Annotated in this window: 14 protein-coding genes and 1 pseudogene; 8 read left to right on the top strand and 7 right to left on the bottom strand. The window is 50.1% G+C overall.

Features of this window, described 5'->3' with window-relative positions:
* The first annotated feature begins 83 nt into the window (after positions 1-83).
* The 3 genes from BJJ97_RS02955 to BJJ97_RS02965 all read left to right on the top strand — a co-directional run bounded on the left by BJJ97_RS02955 (position 84) and on the right by BJJ97_RS02965 (position 2,351).
* Complete coding sequence (locus BJJ97_RS02955; protein WP_095993016.1) at positions 84-1,124, top strand: hydrolase; 1,041 nt, start codon at positions 84-86, stop codon at positions 1,122-1,124.
* Positions 1,121-1,357, top strand: coding sequence for a YheU family protein (locus tag BJJ97_RS02960; RefSeq protein ID WP_010277524.1), 237 nt, complete (start codon positions 1,121-1,123; stop codon positions 1,355-1,357). Before BJJ97_RS02955 ends, BJJ97_RS02960 begins: the two co-directional genes overlap by 4 nt.
* Before the next feature lie 124 nt (positions 1,358-1,481).
* Positions 1,482-2,351 carry a phosphoribulokinase gene (locus BJJ97_RS02965; RefSeq protein ID WP_010297039.1) on the top strand — a complete coding sequence of 290 codons (870 nt, stop codon included), beginning with the start codon at positions 1,482-1,484 and terminating at the stop codon, positions 2,349-2,351.
* A gap of 113 nt (positions 2,352-2,464) precedes the next feature.
* On the opposite strand, the gene BJJ97_RS02970 is transcribed toward BJJ97_RS02965, so the two are convergent.
* On the bottom strand, positions 2,465-2,872 hold the full coding sequence (locus tag BJJ97_RS02970; protein ID WP_005969525.1) for an OsmC family protein: 408 nt from the start codon (positions 2,870-2,872) through the stop codon (positions 2,465-2,467).
* A gap of 375 nt (positions 2,873-3,247) precedes the next feature.
* On the opposite strand from BJJ97_RS02970, the gene crp reads away from it, so the two are divergent.
* Positions 3,248-3,880 (top strand): cAMP-activated global transcriptional regulator CRP, encoded by a 633-nt coding sequence (crp, locus tag BJJ97_RS02975; protein WP_004090925.1) that lies wholly within the window; start codon positions 3,248-3,250, stop codon positions 3,878-3,880.
* 156 nt (positions 3,881-4,036) lie between these two features.
* Here crp and argD read toward each other — a convergent pair whose 3' ends face one another.
* Both argD and BJJ97_RS02985 read right to left on the bottom strand, forming a co-directional pair.
* Positions 4,037-5,263 (bottom strand): bifunctional acetylornithine/succinyldiaminopimelate transaminase, encoded by a 1,227-nt coding sequence (argD, locus tag BJJ97_RS02980; protein WP_095993017.1) that lies wholly within the window; start codon positions 5,261-5,263, stop codon positions 4,037-4,039.
* A gap of 119 nt (positions 5,264-5,382) precedes the next feature.
* Positions 5,383-5,958, bottom strand: coding sequence for an aminodeoxychorismate synthase component II (locus BJJ97_RS02985; protein ID WP_095995312.1), 576 nt, complete (start codon positions 5,956-5,958; stop codon positions 5,383-5,385).
* 682 nt (positions 5,959-6,640) lie between these two features.
* Here BJJ97_RS02985 and pelA point away from each other — a divergent pair.
* From pelA to pelZ, 4 genes are all read left to right on the top strand, one after another.
* Positions 6,641-7,765: a pectate lyase PelA gene (gene pelA, locus BJJ97_RS02990; RefSeq protein ID WP_039484581.1), complete on the top strand. Its 1,125-nt coding sequence runs from the start codon at positions 6,641-6,643 to the stop codon at positions 7,763-7,765.
* A gap of 668 nt (positions 7,766-8,433) precedes the next feature.
* The gene (pelB, locus tag BJJ97_RS02995; protein ID WP_095993018.1) at positions 8,434-9,561 is read left to right on the top strand and encodes a pectate lyase PelB; all 1,128 of its coding nucleotides are present in this window, start codon (positions 8,434-8,436) and stop codon (positions 9,559-9,561) included.
* A gap of 710 nt (positions 9,562-10,271) precedes the next feature.
* Positions 10,272-11,396 carry a pectate lyase PelC gene (pelC, locus tag BJJ97_RS03000; protein WP_095993019.1) on the top strand — a complete coding sequence of 375 codons (1,125 nt, stop codon included), beginning with the start codon at positions 10,272-10,274 and terminating at the stop codon, positions 11,394-11,396.
* A 169-nt stretch (positions 11,397-11,565) separates the two neighbouring features.
* Entirely contained in the window at positions 11,566-12,843 is a 1,278-nt protein-coding gene (gene pelZ, locus BJJ97_RS03005; protein WP_095993020.1) for a pectate lyase PelZ, read from the top strand.
* An 86-nt stretch (positions 12,844-12,929) separates the two neighbouring features.
* Here pelZ and ppiA read toward each other — a convergent pair whose 3' ends face one another.
* The 4 genes and pseudogenes from ppiA to BJJ97_RS03025 form a co-directional block, all read right to left on the bottom strand.
* Positions 12,930-13,502 (bottom strand): peptidylprolyl isomerase A, encoded by a 573-nt coding sequence (gene ppiA / locus BJJ97_RS03010; RefSeq protein ID WP_039484588.1) that lies wholly within the window; start codon positions 13,500-13,502, stop codon positions 12,930-12,932.
* Positions 13,503-13,756: 254 nt separating this feature from the next.
* Positions 13,757-14,532, bottom strand: a pseudogene (locus BJJ97_RS03015) (ABC transporter ATP-binding protein).
* Between the two features lie 44 nt (positions 14,533-14,576).
* Positions 14,577-15,464 (bottom strand): ABC transporter ATP-binding protein, encoded by an 888-nt coding sequence (locus tag BJJ97_RS03020; protein WP_080728066.1) that lies wholly within the window; start codon positions 15,462-15,464, stop codon positions 14,577-14,579.
* Positions 15,436-16,317, bottom strand: a complete 882-nt coding sequence (locus BJJ97_RS03025) for an ABC transporter permease (protein WP_095701977.1) — start codon at positions 16,315-16,317, stop codon at positions 15,436-15,438. The genes BJJ97_RS03020 and BJJ97_RS03025 overlap by 29 nt, the downstream gene beginning before the upstream one ends.
* Positions 16,318-16,328: the final 11 nt, after the last annotated feature.

Below are 16,328 nucleotides of genomic sequence, written 5' to 3' on the forward strand. Positions count from 1 at the left end.
AATGTCGTACCAACTGGCAGCATTGAAGCTAACAGTGTGATATTGATCGTACAAGAGCCGACAACAAGATTTATCTATCCTTTATGTATGACCATTTTCGTCCGCTGAGCGGCGCTCATAATCCGCATCTGCAAACGCTATTACCGCGTCTGATCCGCCGTCATGCGCAATTCTCGCCAGTCTGGCAGTCACTGGAATTGCCGGACGGCGATTTCGTCGATCTGGCCTGGAGCGAAGCCCCTGAACAGGCGCGGCACAAACCGCGCGTGGTACTGTTCCACGGGCTGGAAGGCAGCTTTCATAGCCCGTACGCTCACGGCCTGCTACATGCCTGTAAGCAGCGCGGCTGGCTGGCCGTCATCATGCATTTCCGCGGATGCAGCGGCAAGCCCAACCGGATGAAGCGCATTTATCACTCCGGCGAAACCAGCGATGCCAGCTATTTCCTGCGCTGGATGCAGGAAACGCTGGGCGATGCGCCTACCGCAGCCATCGGCGTGTCTCTCGGCGGTAACATGCTGGCCTACCTGCTCGCGCAGCAAGGCGAAGCCTGCTCCCTGTCCGCGGCTGTCATTGTTTCCGCACCACTGATGCTCGAACCCTGTAGCCGTCGGATGGAACAAGGCTTCTCCCGCGTCTATCAGCACTACCTACTACGCCTGTTGAAACAAAACGCCAGTCGCAAGCTGGCGGCTTACCCGGACACGCTGCCGATTCAGTTGCCGCAGTTGAAGCGAATCCGCCAGCTGCGAGAGTTTGATGACGTCATTACCTCACGTATCCACGGCTTCCGCGATGCGGCCGACTACTATCGACGTTGCAGCGCTCTGCCGCTGTTGCCCCAGATTCGTAAACCGCTGCTCATCATCCATGCGAAGGACGATCCTTTCATGACATCAGAGGTGATTCCCGATCTGTCGCAGTTACCGTCTAATATTGAGTATCAGCTAACGGAACATGGCGGGCATGTCGGCTTCGTCGGCGGAACGTTGCTGAAACCGGAAATGTGGCTGGAACAGCGCATTCCCAACTGGCTTAGCCCATTTTTGGACCAGGCCAGCGACTCTTTTTCTTCAGGAACCGTTTTTACTCAGGAACCCTTTGAATCAGGAAACATAGCGTGATTATTCCCTGGCAACAGCTCGATCCAGAAACGCTGGATAACATCATCGAATCTTTCGTCCTGCGGGAAGGCACCGATTATGGCGAACAGGAGCGTTCGTTGGCGCAGAAAGTGGAAGATATCCGCGGCCAACTCCAATCTGGCGAGGTGGTGTTGGTGTGGTCTGAGTTACATGAAACCCTCAATATCATGCCGCGCAATCAGCTCAATTCCGGAGGACATGCCCCTTATTGAGCACGCCGAAAGTCGTGAAAGAACGCGCCAAACATGCTAACAATGATGATAATTACGTCTTTTTTGAGGATGCGCGCAGGCCTTCTGGCTATGCGGGCATCGCGATCACGGAGTCACGCACCTTATGTCACATCAGCATCCGATTATTGCGGTTACCGGCTCCAGCGGAGCGGGAACCACGACAACCAGTCTGGCCTTCCGTAAGATTTTCCAGCAGTTTGATCTGCGCGCGGCCCAGTTGGAAGGCGATAGCTTTCACCGCTATACCCGCCCGGAAATGGATATGGCGATACGTAAAGCGCGTGATTCAGGACGCCACATCAGCTACTTCGGCCCGGAAGCGAATGACTTCAGCCTGCTGGAACAGTCGTTTATCGAATATGGCCTGCACGGGCGTGGCCAGACGCGTAAATACCTTCATACCTACGATGAAGCCATTCCCTATAATCAGGTTCCTGGGACATTCACGCCGTGGGAGCCGATGCCGGAACCCACCGATATCCTGTTCTATGAAGGATTGCACGGCGGCGTGGTCACCGAGCAAAATGACGTGGCACAGCATGTCGATTTACTCGTCGGCGTGGTGCCGATCGTCAACCTGGAATGGATTCAAAAGCTGATTCGTGACGTTAATGAGCGCGGCCATTCGCGTGAAGCGGTGATGGATTCCGTCGTCCGCTCAATGGAAGACTACATCACCTATATCACGCCACAGTTCTCTCGCACACACATCAACTTCCAGCGCGTGCCTACCGTGGACACCTCCAACCCGTTCGCCGCCAAATCGATTCCCTCATTGGACGAAAGCTTCGTCGTGATTCATTTTCAGGGGTTGGATAATATTGATTACCCCTATCTGCTCGCTATGTTGCAGGGGTCGTTTATCTCCCACATCAATACGCTGGTCGTTCCCGGTGGGAAGATGGGATTGGCGATGGAATTAATCATGGCACCGCTGGTGCAGCGGTTAATTGAAGGGAAAACGATCGAATAAGCATCGAGATACACGGGGCGACCACAGGGGTGAGGCCTCCCTACGGGAACCTCCCCCTGTGTTTCCCCTAATAACAGGCTTAAGTGACCAGAATTAGTGCCCAGAGACAGGGGTTATGCCAGCACCCTAATTTCGTGGCTGTGCGTCACCTCAACGGCTTTGCCCAGCATCAGTGCTACTGAGCAGTATTTCTCCGCCGACAGTGCGACGGCTCGCTCGACAACTTTGTCGGTCAATCCTTTTCCCGTCACGATAAAATGCAGATTGATGTGGGTGAATAAACGCGGCGCTTCTGACCGACGTTCTGACGTTAATTTCACTTCACAGTCCGCTACATCGTTGCGGCCTTTTTGCAGAATCGACACCACATCAATCGCACTGCATCCCCCTACGGACATCAACACCATTTCCATCGGACTCGGCGCTTTATCACCGGAATTGCCGTCCATCAATATCTGATGTCCTGATGCGGATTCGCCCAAAAACGTTAAGCCTTCAACCCATTTTACCCGTGCCTGCATGATGCCTCTCCACTAAAAATTTTTTGAAAATTTATACCGTTACTGTACAAAAACCAGCGTTAATCAGCGCTTTGTCATGCTGAAGCGAGACAACACAAGACACGTCCTTAAAGCTGTGTTAAAACGAAAATAGAATAGACCTTTTCTGGACAAACCCAGAAACGAAGAAGATGATGACCTGGCCAGACATACCCCAGCCACGTTTACGGTGCGGCAAGGCAGCAACCGGAAAATAAAGGGTACAGAGGTTTCAGTATATTCCCTGACGTCATTCTGCCTAGACTGAATTTTATTTTTTTAGCAGTTAAACACGCCGTACAGGGAACTCTGACCCCTGTAATTTGCGCAGTGAATTACAACAGAGGATGATAGCGAATGGTTCTCGGCAAACCGCAAACAGATCCAACTCTCGAATGGTTCCTTTCCCATTGTCATATCCACAAGTATCCATCGAAGAGCACGCTGATTCACCAAGGTGAAAAAGCAGAAACGCTTTACTACATCGTGAAAGGCTCTGTCGCAGTGCTAATCAAAGATGAAGAAGGCAAGGAAATGATTCTCTCCTACCTCAATCAGGGCGATTTTATCGGCGAGCTCGGCCTGTTTGAAGAAGGTCAGGAACGCAGCGCCTGGGTTCGGGCAAAAACCGCCTGTGAAGTGGCTGAAATTTCCTATAAAAAATTCCGCCAGCTCATCCAGGTTAACCCGGATATCCTCATGCGTCTGTCTGCGCAAATGGCAAGCAGACTTCAGGTTACCTCTGAAAAAGTCGGCAACCTCGCCTTCCTTGATGTAACCGGCCGTATTGCCCAAACCCTACTCAACCTGGCCAAACAACCTGATGCCATGACGCATCCAGATGGCATGCAAATAAAAATTACCCGTCAGGAAATTGGGCAAATCGTTGGCTGCTCGCGTGAAACCGTGGGCCGCATTCTGAAAATGTTAGAAGACCAGAACCTGATCTCTGCACACGGTAAAACGATTGTCGTTTACGGCACTCGCTAAACCCCTGTCGCGGTACCCTACCAATAAAAAAGCGTGAAGCCTCGGCCTCACGCTTTTTTTATGGCGAGCTTCCTGCTCGCCCCCTACGGGCCGCCGCAAAGCGACGTTGAAAAACGTTCCCTACGTTTTTTTATGGCTGATCTTTTGAGAGCATAGTCAGTTTGCTGCGTTAACAACCTGCGCAACGGCTTTAGCGAATTTCGCCATCCCCTGCGCAATATCGTCTTCATCAATGATCAACGACGGTACAAAGCGGATCACATTCGGCCCAGCCATCAGCACCATAAGCCCCTGAGACGTTGCCGCCGCCAGAAACTCGCCCGCACGACCATGCCATTGCGGTTTCAGTTCTGCGCCCAGCAGCAACCCCATACCGCGAACCTGCTCGAATACACCGTACTGCTGATTGATTTTCTCAAGCTCACTAACAAAGCGATCGTGACGATCCGCCACACCTGACAGCACTTCTGGCGTGTTGATAATATCCAGCGCGGCTTCCGCCACCGCACAGGCCAGCGGGTTGCCGCCATAGGTGGTGCCGTGTACCCCAACCGTCATGGCCGATGCGATCTCTTCCGTTGTCAGCATCGCGCTAATCGGGAAGCCACCGCCCAACGCTTTAGCGGTTGTGAGGATATCTGGCGTAATACCGTAGTGCATGTAGCTGAATAGCTTGCCAGTACGCCCCATTCCGCTCTGCACTTCATCAAACACCAGCAGCGCCTTGTGCTGATCGCACAGATCGCGAACGCCTTGTAAAAACTCAGGCGTAGCAGGCGTAATCCCCCCTTCACCCTGAATCGGCTCCAGCACAACTGCACAGGTGTGATCGTCCATCACCGCTTTAACAGCCGCCAGATCGTTGAAGGGAACATGAACAATATCCGCAGGCTTAGGCCCGAAACCATCGGCATATTTAGGCTGCCCGCCGACCGAGACGGTGAACAGCGTCCGACCATGGAATGCATTGTAGAAGGCGATGATCTTGGTTTTATACGGACTATGGCGTTTAACCGCATAGTGACGCGCCAGCTTAAAGGCAGCTTCGTTAGCCTCAGCACCCGAGTTAACAAAGAACACGCGGTCGGCAAAAGTAGCATCAATCAATTTGCTGGCGAGGCGTAACGCAGGCTCATTAGTGAAAATATTGCTGGTGTGCCACAGCGTTTCACCCTGCTGCTGCAACGCGTTCACCAATGCAGGATGGCAGTGACCCAGCGCCGTGACCGCAATACCACCGGAGAAATCGATATACTCGCGGCCGTCCTGATCCCAGACGCGGCTCCCTTTACCTTTCACGGGTACAAACTTCGCGGGTGCATAAACTGGCAAAATCACTTTATCGTGAGTATCCCGTGTCACTGCTTTCTGCTCTGCTGCCATTTGCTGCCTCACTCTGCTGTCCATCATGTCGAAATGAAAATATAGTCAATAAATATGCATAAAAAATCAATTGCAGGCAATATTAAATCGGCTACTGAGGAGAATAACTTTCTATATAGTTAAATTTTAAGGAAATTATCCAAAAGCTGATGCCCTTGCTGGCTAAGAATACTCTCTGGGTGAAACTGTACCCCTTCCAGCGGCAGTGAGCGATGGCGGATCCCCATAATCTCGTCACGCTTTCCTTCATACTCGCTCCAGGCCGTGACTTCAAAGCAATCGGGTAGCGAGGCGGAATCAATAATGAGTGAATGATAACGGGTGACCGTCAAAGGCTGAGCCAACCCGGTGAAAACCCCCGTATCGCTATGCGCAATCGCTGAGGTTTTCCCGTGCATGACCTGTCGTGCACGCACCACGCGCGCGCCGAACGCCTGCCCCATCGCCTGATGACCAAGACACACGCCCAGAATAGGCAATTTATCGGCAAAGTGACGAATGGCAGCCAGTGAAATCCCCGCCTCGTCCGGCGTACAAGGGCCCGGTGAAATGACCAATCGCTTAGGCGCAAGCTGTTCAATCTCACGCAGCGTCAGTTCATCATTACGCTTCACCACAACCTGTGCACCGAGCTCACAAAAGTATTGGTAAAGGTTGTAGGTAAAGGAGTCGTAGTTATCGATAATTAGCAGCATAGTCATTGCACTGTTAGTCGGAAAAGCCGTACTAACATACATGAAATCCGCGTCAGGTACCCACCCCTCGTTACCATCAAAGACAAAGGGGTCGCTCTCATCGTTTAAGAAATTAGCATGATAATAATTATATCGATCACAAATCATTTATTTCATCAGTAAACATCTTTATTAATAGGCCTTATTTATTATCCCTATTCACAGAAAACGATTACCTTGAAATTATTTTTAACAAAAAATAATAATAAACAAAAATCGCCTATGAATTAATTCATATTTTTAAAAAAAGACAGAAGAGCTAAGAAGGTTAGCTTTAAAGTGATATTTTTGATGACGATCACAATTGCTAATACAGCGAATAAACCACGCATGTAAAATGGATAAAAAATAAAGAATCCAGATTGAAACAATAAATATTAAAAAACATAATATGTTGATTTTAAATGATTTAAGTGGAAATTGGTTTCTATTTAAAAGTAATAGACACAAATCCTCTCAGCTGTCCTCTGTTATTTAATTAATATATTTAACGCCCCATCTTGTATTGTTTATTTTTTCTGTTAACACTTAGCTCGGCTTTATAGACAAACCTTAATTTCATTTTTGTTGAAACAGCCTTTTTATTACACAGGGTGTGTAGTGGTAAATACCCAAAAAAATTCTATGTCAAGGAGAGTACATAATGAAATACCTACTGCCTTCTGCAGCCGCTGGGCTGTTGCTGATCGCTGCCCAACCGACAATGGCGGCAAATACGGGAGGTTATGCCACCACTGACGGCGGCGACGTTTCCGGCGCTGTGAAAAAAACCGCACGCTCTCTGCAAGAGATCGTCGATATCATTGAGGCCGCGAAAAAGGACTCAAGCGGTAAAGCGGTCAAAGGTGGCGCCTACCCGCTCGTCATTACCTATAACGGTAATGAAGATGCGCTAATCAAAGCTGCTGAAGCTAACATCTGCGGCCAATGGAGCAAAGATCCGCGCGGTGTAGAAATCAAAGAGTTCACCAAAGGGATCACCATCCTCGGTACCAACGGTTCTTCCGCTAACTTCGGTATCTGGATGGTTAACTCTTCCAACGTTGTCGTACGTAACATGCGTTTCGGCTATATGCCTGGCGGTGCAAAAGATGGTGATGCCATCCGTATCGATAACACACCGAACGTTTGGGTCGATCATAACGAGATCTTCGCCAAAAACTTCGAATGTGCTGGTACGCCAGACAACGACACCACCTTTGAATCAGCGGTTGATATCAAGAAAGCCTCAACCAACGTCACCGTGTCGTACAACTATATCCATGGCGTGAAAAAGGTAGGGTTGAGCGGCTCAAGCAACACGGATACCGGTCGTAACCTGACTTACCATCACAATATTTACAGCGATGTTAACTCACGTCTGCCGCTGCAACGTGGTGGCCAAGTGCATGCTTATAACAACTTGTATGACGGTATCAAAGGTTCAGGGTTTAACGTCCGTCAGAAAGGGATCGCATTGATCGAAAGTAACTGGTTCGAAAATGCACTCAACCCAGTGACCGCACGTAACGACGATTCCAACTTCGGTACCTGGGAACTCCGTAACAACAACATTACCAGCCCATCTGATTTTGCTAAATACAAGATCACCTGGGGTAAACCATCCACCCCGCACATCAATGCGGATGACTGGAAGAGCACCGGTAAATTCCCGGCCGTTCCGTACAAATACACCCCAGTTTCTGCACAGTGCGTGAAGGATAAACTGGCAAGCTACGCAGGCGTAAGTAAAAACCTGGCAGTACTGACAGAAGCCAACTGTAAATAAACGCGCTAAGCCCGACGCATTCATTCTGCGTCGGGTTCTTCCTGAGCGAGTGCTTCAGCCTCGCTCATTTTTAAGAGATCCACACAAGATTGTCAGCGTGGCCTTCATGAAAATAGACGTCATGCTAATGATCATTTAGCTAATAAACCGCAATGAATAATGAGGTCTATTTTTTTGCTTATCACATAAAGAAATGCCATATAGCGACTAATAATAATTATTTTTTAACAAACTAAAATTCACGATAAAATTGATTCATCACGTAAACAATATTGAATATGCCTGTGATAGTATATTTTGACTTAAGATGGCTTTCTTACGTTAGCGGCAGCGATTACTACAGGAAAAATAAAAAATTAAAAACCAATCAATAAAGAAACCTGAGTGCATTTATTCCCCACCAAAAAAATAACCTTATGATTTTCGGTTACTTTAAAAGAAAATCGTTTCTTATAAAATCCAAATTATCCAATCATCAGTATTACAAAATGTTTCATCCCTGATACATTTAACATTTCACCCTTGAACTGAACTTATTTTTTGACCACACTCCCCTTGGTTTTTCACCAAAATTGACATTCATTTTTGTTGAAAAATGTGTACCTGTTACATCGGGCATAGGGATCGATAAATGCCCATGAAAATTCTATTCCAAGGAGACAGTCATAATGAAATATCTATTGCCTACGGCAGCCGCTGGGTTGTTATTACTCGCTGCTCAACCCGCGATGGCCGCAAATACGGGCGGCTATGCCACCACGGATGGTGGGGAAGTATCCGGTGCTGTGAAAAAAACGGCACGCTCTATGAAAGAGATTGTGGATATTATTGAAGCCGCGCAAGTGGATTCAAAAGGCAAGAAAGTCAAAGGCGGTGCTTATCCGCTCATCATCACCTATAACGGTAATGAAGATTCATTAATCAAAGCGGCTGAAAAGAATATCTGCGGCCAGTGGAGTAAAGACGCTCGCGGCGTACAAATCAAAGAGTTCACCAAAGGCATTACGATTCAGGGCACCAATGGCTCATCCGCCAACTTCGGTGTTTGGATCGTGAATTCTTCTAACGTCGTGGTACGTAACATGCGCTTTGGCTATATGCCGGGCGGCGCGCAAGACGGCGATGCCATTCGTATTGATAACTCACCGAACGTCTGGATCGACCACAACGAGATCTTTGCCAAGAACTTTGAGTGTAAAGGCACGCCAGACGATGACACCACCTTTGAATCAGCGGTTGATATCAAGAAAGGGTCAACGAACGTCACGGTGTCTTACAACTACATCCACGGCATCAAGAAAGTCGGCCTGAGCGGTTCAAGTAGCTCGGATACGACAGCGCGTAACCTGACTTACCATCACAATATCTACCGCGATGTTAACTCACGCCTGCCACTACAGCGTGGTGGTCTGGTTCATGCGTACAACAACCTGTATGACGGCATCACCGGTTCAGGCTTTAACGTCCGTCAGAAAGGGAAAGCCCTCATCGAAAGCAACTGGTTCGAAAATGCGCTGAACCCAGTGACGGCACGTAACGACAGTTCCAACTTCGGTACTTGGGATCTGCGTAACAACAACATTACCAGCCCATCTGATTTTGCTAAATACAAAATCACCTGGGGCAAACCGTCCTCCCCTCACATCAATGCGGATGACTGGAAGACCACAGGAAAATTCCCTACCGTCTCCTATAAGTACACTCCCGTTTCTGCGCAGTGTGTGAAGGATAAACTGGCAAACTATGCTGGCGTCGGTAAAAACCTGGCAGTACTGACAGCCGCTAACTGCAAATAAATGCGGTCAGGCTTTCTCCGTCGCAGCAAGACAGGAAGCAATAAGCCTGAATATCCCGCGGCCGTGACTCTTCATACGGAAGCATGGTTCTCCCCAAGCGAGCTCTAAGAGCTCGCTTGTTTTTTTATGGAACCCACGCATGAGAATGGATATGTATTCCTAAAGCGCATGCACAAATTAAATATCAAGCTAATTATTTATATAATAAATTAATAGTTTGATTTATTAATGAAGAAAACCATCCTTTAATTAAGGATTAATCGATAGAAATAACAATAGCCCATCAACACGTGATTAATTAATAATTTGATCGGCATCAACTATTTCTGACGCCATCCTCTCAACGAGGAAATTTTACTTATTTATTGATGTCGCTCACAGTTATCACCTCTATCAAATCGCATCCAACAACGAGTAATAAAACGAAATATAATTTTATTTTTCATAAAACTCTCAACGACCTGATTTTAGAAAAAATGAAAAAAATATTATCATTTAAAATAGGCACTTATTAGTCTTTGGGATTTACGACGTTATTCACCCTATATATTTAATATCGAAATATTGAATTCTTTTACTTTTATGGTAAGAATTAATTGGGATTTCAATAAACCTTGATTTCATTTTTATTGAAACACCAAATAATATAATCTGGGCTATGTGGATCATAAATGCCCAAACAAAAATTCAATTCCAAGGAGAGTACCCTAATGAAATACCTACTGCCTTCTGCAGCCGCTGGGCTGTTATTGCTTGCGGCCCAACCAACGATGGCGGCAAATACGGGGGGTTATGCCACCACTGACGGTGGTGACGTTGCCGGTGCCGTGAAAAAAACAGCGCGCTCCATGCAAGATATTATTGATATCATCGAAGAAGCGAAAAAGGACGCAAACGGTAAGAAAGTCAAAGGCGGTGCTTACCCGCTCGTCATCACCTATAACGGTAATGAAGACGCGCTGATCAAAGCCGCTGAGGCCAACATCTGCGGCCAGTGGAGTAAGGATGCCCGAGGTGTAGAAATCAAAGAGTTCACCAAAGGGATTACCATCCTCGGAACTAACGGATCGTCCGCCAACTTCGGGATCTGGCTGACAAAATCATCCGATATCGTCATACGCAACATGCGTTTTGGTTACATGCCGGGCGGCGCGCAGGATGGTGATGCCATTCGTATCGATAACACGCCGAACGTCTGGATTGACCACAACGAGATCTTCGCGAAAAACTTTGAATGCGCAGGTACAAAAGACGGTGACACGACATTCGAATCCGCGATTGATATTAAGAAAGCGTCGACCAACGTGACCATTTCGTACAACTACATTCATGGCATCAAAAAAGTGGGGCTGAGCGGCTTCAGCAGCAGCGATACGGGCCGTGACCTGACTTACCATCACAATATTTACGACGACGTTAACGCTCGCCTTCCGCTGCAACGTGGCGGCCAGGTTCACGCGTACAACAACCTGTATACTGGCATCACCAGTTCTGGCCTGAACGTGCGTCAGAAAGGGATTGCGCTGATCGAACGTAACTGGTTCGAGAATGCGAAAAACCCAGTGACCTCACGTTATGACGGTTCCAACTTCGGTACCTGGGAACTGCGTAATAACAACGTTATGAGCCCAGCCGACTTCGCTAAATACAACATCACCTGGGATAAAGATTCCAAGCCCTACGTGAATGCGGAAGACTGGAAAAGCACTGGCACATTCGCTTCTGTTCCTTACAGCTACTCTCCAGTTTCTCCACAGTGCGTGAAGGACAAACTGGCGAACTATGCTGGCGTGAACAAAAACCTTGCCGTGCTGACAGCAGCAAATTGCAACTAGTTGCAAAGCGTGAAAGGTAAATAAGCGAATTGCAGGCTCCGTCCCTCATTGTCCTGTGCTAACCGGAGCCTGCAAACAAGCTTAACGCCCGTCGGTTTATCGTTCGGGCTGCACTTGAGCGAGTCCTAAGGGCTCGCTCATTTTTATCGTTAATATTCAAGGAAATGAAATGAAACGTTCTCTTCTGTTCGCCGCACTGTTCAGCACTGGATTAGTATTCAGTGTCGGCATACCGATGGCTAGCGCCGCCACACCGGCAGCACCAGAGTTGAAAGGATTCGGAACGGATACCGTTGCAGGCAGCGGTGGGCGCATTATTCGCGTCACAACGCTGGCTTCTTCCGGTGCAGGCTCACTCAGGGAAGCGCTGGCCGCCAAAGGGCCGCGCATTATCGTTTTTGAGGTTGGCGGCATTATCGACCTGAATAAAAGTGACCTCCGGTTAGCAGAGCCGTTTGTCACCATCGCCGGTCAGACCGCTCCTTCTCCCGGTATCACCATTATTCGCGGCGGAATGGGGATCAGCACACACGATGTGCTGATGCAGCATATTCGTTTCCGCATCGGCGATGCCGGTACGGGTAAAAAAAGTGGCTTTGAACGCGATGTTTCCATCAACGGCAAAGATGCCTACAACGTCGTGATCGACCATTCTAGTTTCGCCTGGGGTACAGACGAAAACCTGTCTATTTCCGGCCCACGCTATGACGGGCCTCAGGGCACCGCACACCGCATCACACTCTCGAATAATATCGTTGCTGAAGGCCTATACGATTCGGCTCACACCAAAGGTATTCACTCGATGGGGACGCTGGTTCACGATAACGTGACTGACGTATCGATCGTGGGTAGCCTCTATGCGCACAACAACGAGCGCAACGCCTGGTTCAAGGCTGGCTCTACGGGCGTCATGGTCAATAACCTGATCTATAACCCCGGCATCTGGGGTCTTCGCGTTGGTGGAGTAGCGAAAGAGTGGGAAGGGAAAACCATGCCCGCCAGCCCACGCGTCTCCGTTGCGGGTAACGTGATGCACTACGGTGCCAATACCAAAGCAGGTTTAGGACTGGTAGGAAGCAACACCTCCGGCGATGTCTGGATGTCAGATAACCTCGCGTACGATGCCAAGGGCAAAGCCGCACCGCAAACGTCAGGCAGCGGGATTAATTTACTCAAAGTGTCCCCTATTTGGCCTGCGGGCTTAACGGCATCACCGGCCAGCGCCGTCACCAATCAGGTACTGCAAAGTGCAGGTGCACGCCCTAAAGATCGTGATGCCGTTGATAAACGTATCGTGGAGAATTTCAAACAGCGTAAAGGTGGCTTCGTGAATAGTCAGGAAGACGTCGGCGGCTATCCCGTTGCAACCGCGACCTACCGTCAGTTGAATGTGCCGAGCACCGGCGTGGATGCCTGGCTACAGCAGATGGCTAAAGCGCTGGAATAATGCAGCCGTTGGTACGTTAAGATCGAAAAAGGCCACATCAGTGGCCTTTTTCGTATTCTCGGTTCTTTGCTTATCTATCTCGTCAATCAGGGCAGCACTTTCGCAGACTGAATCACGATGGGTGCGGTCGGCACATTCTGGTAAGGCCCGACATTCTTCGTTGGCACCTGAGAGATCTTATCCACGACGTCCATGCCCTTCACGACTTTACCGAACACGGCGTAGCCAAAATCACGCTGGCCGTGATCGAGGAACGCGTTGTCCGCGATGTTGATAAAGAACTGGCTGGTCGCACTGTCTTTATCAGACGTGCGTGCCATCGCAATCGTGCCGCGCTGGTTACGTAAACCATTATCGGCTTCATTCTTAATCGGTGCGTTCGTCGCTTTTTGGCTCATTTCGCCAGAAAAGCCGCCGCCCTGCACCATAAAGCCAGGGATCACACGGTGAAATGTCGTCCCGTTATAAAAACCGTTGTTAACGTACTCGACGAAATTTTTTACCGAAACTGGTGCCTTTTGATTATCTAAAGACAGTTCGATATTGCCCGCAGACGTCGTCAACAGCACACGCGTAGTGGCGTCGGAAGCCGCAAAAGCGGGAGAAAATGCCGTCAGTGAAATAAGGGCTGCCGCAGCAACCAGAGTACGTTTGAACATGAGAATTCCTTTTTGAAGAGGCCGACTACAGAAAGCGTAATGATTGTAAGTATCCGCACTCTTCAACGCTACCCATTTACCTTTTTTTACGTATAAAAGTCTGTTCGTAACCAACTGTGAGCGAAAACCTGTGCGTAAGATAAAAAAAGGGCCGATTGATCGGCCCTAATGATGATGATTATCGCGCAGCGCGACGAGTCCATACGTACTTATTCCATACGTACTTATTCCATACGTACTTAGTCCATACGTACCTAGCCCATACGCTCCGAACGCACCGCCAGATCGCGGCTGTACTGACGGCTGGCGTCCACCAGCATGGAGGTATAGGCGTCCTTCGGCATATCGCTGGTCAGGTCGTCGGTTTCCAACGTTTCCAGTATTTTACCGTATTGCATCACCGCCACTTTATGACACAGATGGGAAATCACGCCCAGGTCATGTGTCACCATCAGGTAGGTCAGCTTTTCCTGCTGTTGTAACTCCGTCAGCAGGTTGAGAATTTCCGCCTGCACCGACACATCCAGCGCCGACGTCGGCTCATCCAGCAGCAGCACTCTCGGCTCCAGAATCAGCGCTCGGGCAATCGCCACACGCTGACGCTGCCCCCCGAAAGCTGGTGCGGATAACGGCGGCGGAAGTGCGTTCCCAGCCCCACTTTCTCCAGCAAGGTATCGATACGATCATCACGATCGTCAAAGCGGTGGATCGACAGCGGCTCTTCCAGAATCGATTCCACGGTATGACGGGGATGCAGCGATCCGTACGGATCCTGAAACACCATCTGCACCCGGCGACAGCGCGCCTGATCGATTCGGTGTGCCAGTTTCTTCCCGTCAATATGCAGCGTGCCTTCCCAGTGATTAAACAGCCCGGCCAGACACTTCAGCACGGTGGTTTTACCGGAACCCGATTCCCCTACCAGACCAAAGATATCGCCATCGTTGACGGTAAGGTTCACATCGTACAATACCTGATTCGCCGTGCTACCCTGCCCAAAATAGAGATTCAGGTTATTCACTTCGATCATCGGCTTGCGCTGACTCATTGCTTCAGTTGCCATGATTATCCCCTTTATCCATTGATCCAGGCTGGATCGCGATTCATCACCGGCAAACGCGGGCGTCGGTGGTCGATATCCGGCAGCGAATTCAGCAACCCACGCGTGTAAGGATGCTGCGCGTTGTCCAGATCGGCGGCAGCAATGGATTCCACGACACGTCCGGCATACATCACCAACACCCGATCGCAGAAGCTACGTACCAGATTGATATCGTGGCTGATGAAAATCAGCCCCAGACCGCGCTCGCTGACCAGATCGTCCAGCATCGCCAGCACCTGCAGACGTACGGACACATCCAGCGCGGAGGTCGGTTCATCGGCAATCACGATTTCGGGTTCAGTAATCAGCATCATCGCAATCATGATGCGCTGCCCCTGCCCGCCCGATATTTCATGAGGGTACAGATTGTATACGCGCTCTGGCTGACGAATACGCACCACGTCCAGCATAGCCATGACCTTTGCCTTTGCCTCGCGGTGCGACACCCTATGGTGCGCCAGATAGGCTTCGGCAATCTGATCGCCAACGCATACCACTGGGTTCAGCGAATATTTTGGGTCCTGCATAATCATGGAAATGCGCTTGCCGCGAATCTGACGCATCCGCGCCTCATCCGCTTTCAGCAGGTCGGTATCGCCGAAGCGCAGTTTGTCTGCCGTAATCCGCGCACTGTGCGGATGCAGTTGCAGCAGCGCACGGCCGACCGTCGATTTACCGGAGCCGGATTCACCGACAATGGCCAGCTTTTCACAGCCCAGCGTGAAGGAGACGCCGCGCACGGCATCCGTCACAGCACCACGGTTCACGAAGCTTACCCGCAGATTTTCCACTTCCATCAGGGGCGAGCTTCCCGGCGCAGGTTGAGAAGACTTATTCAGTTCTGGGATCGAGGATGTCACGTAGGCCGTCTCCAAGGAAGTTGAACGCCAGGCTGTTAATCAAAATCGCCAGCCCCGGAATAGTTACTAACCACCAACACTCCATCATGTAACGACGACCCGCAGAGATCATCGCGCCCCATTCAGGATCGGGCGGCTGTGCCCCCAATCCCAGAAAGCCCAGACCCGCTGCTGTCAGAATGATGCCCGCCATATTCATGGTAATACGAATAATCACCGACGGCAGACACAGCGGCACAATGTGGTGCAGCAGGATGCGGATAGAGGATGCGCCTTGCAGCTTCACGGCAGACACAAAGTCGGCGTGACGCAGCGACAGCGTCTCCGCCCTTGCCAGACGGGCAATCGGCGGCCAGGCCGTCAGCGTAATCGCAATCACCACATGCTCCAGACCTGGGCCAAGTGCCGCAACGAACGCCAACGCCAACACCAGACTAGGGAACGAAATGAAGATATCGGTGATACGCATCAGGATGGTATCGACGATGCCGCCGTAATACCCTGCCACCACGCCCAGTGCCAGCCCGATGGGCCCCACGGTTACCGACACCAGCGCAACGATATACAGCGTGATGCGTGAACCATAGACCAGACGACTAAACACATCGCGCCCAAACTCATCGGTGCCAAAGTAATGCGCCGCACTCGGGGCCTGTAGCGCGTTAGCCAAATCCTGTACCAGCGGATCGTGCGTGGCGATCCACGGGGCGAAAATAGCGACCAGAATCAAAACCAGCACAATCGCAGAACCAATCGCGGTCAGCGGATTGCGCATCATCGTCAAGAGAAACCCGCCGATTCGCGCACCGCGTAGCCGCAGGCGGCTCACACGTTTTTCCGGCGGTGTCCGCATTACCGATTCAC

This window comes from Pectobacterium polaris (assembly GCF_002307355.1).
GTDB lineage: Bacteria > Pseudomonadota > Gammaproteobacteria > Enterobacterales > Enterobacteriaceae > Pectobacterium > Pectobacterium polare.

Excerpts from the sequence above, each read along its gene's own strand:
- BJJ97_RS02955 (WP_095993016.1), top strand. The coding sequence starts at position 84 with ATGTATGACCATTTTCGTCCGCTGAGCGGCGCTCATAATCCGCATCTG.
- BJJ97_RS02965 (WP_010297039.1), top strand. The coding sequence starts at position 1,482 with ATGTCACATCAGCATCCGATTATTGCGGTTACCGGCTCCAGCGGAGCG.
- BJJ97_RS02970 (WP_005969525.1), bottom strand. The coding sequence starts at position 2,872 with ATGCAGGCACGGGTAAAATGGGTTGAAGGCTTAACGTTTTTGGGCGAA.
- crp (WP_004090925.1), top strand. The coding sequence starts at position 3,248 with ATGGTTCTCGGCAAACCGCAAACAGATCCAACTCTCGAATGGTTCCTT.
- argD (WP_095993017.1), bottom strand. The coding sequence starts at position 5,263 with ATGGCAGCAGAGCAGAAAGCAGTGACACGGGATACTCACGATAAAGTG.
- BJJ97_RS02985 (WP_095995312.1), bottom strand. The coding sequence starts at position 5,958 with ATGCTGCTAATTATCGATAACTACGACTCCTTTACCTACAACCTTTAC.
- pelA (WP_039484581.1), top strand. The coding sequence starts at position 6,641 with ATGAAATACCTACTGCCTTCTGCAGCCGCTGGGCTGTTGCTGATCGCT.
- pelB (WP_095993018.1), top strand. The coding sequence starts at position 8,434 with ATGAAATATCTATTGCCTACGGCAGCCGCTGGGTTGTTATTACTCGCT.
- pelC (WP_095993019.1), top strand. The coding sequence starts at position 10,272 with ATGAAATACCTACTGCCTTCTGCAGCCGCTGGGCTGTTATTGCTTGCG.
- pelZ (WP_095993020.1), top strand. The coding sequence starts at position 11,566 with ATGAAACGTTCTCTTCTGTTCGCCGCACTGTTCAGCACTGGATTAGTA.
- ppiA (WP_039484588.1), bottom strand. The coding sequence starts at position 13,502 with ATGTTCAAACGTACTCTGGTTGCTGCGGCAGCCCTTATTTCACTGACG.
- BJJ97_RS03025 (WP_095701977.1), bottom strand. The coding sequence starts at position 16,317 with ATGCGGACACCGCCGGAAAAACGTGTGAGCCGCCTGCGGCTACGCGGT.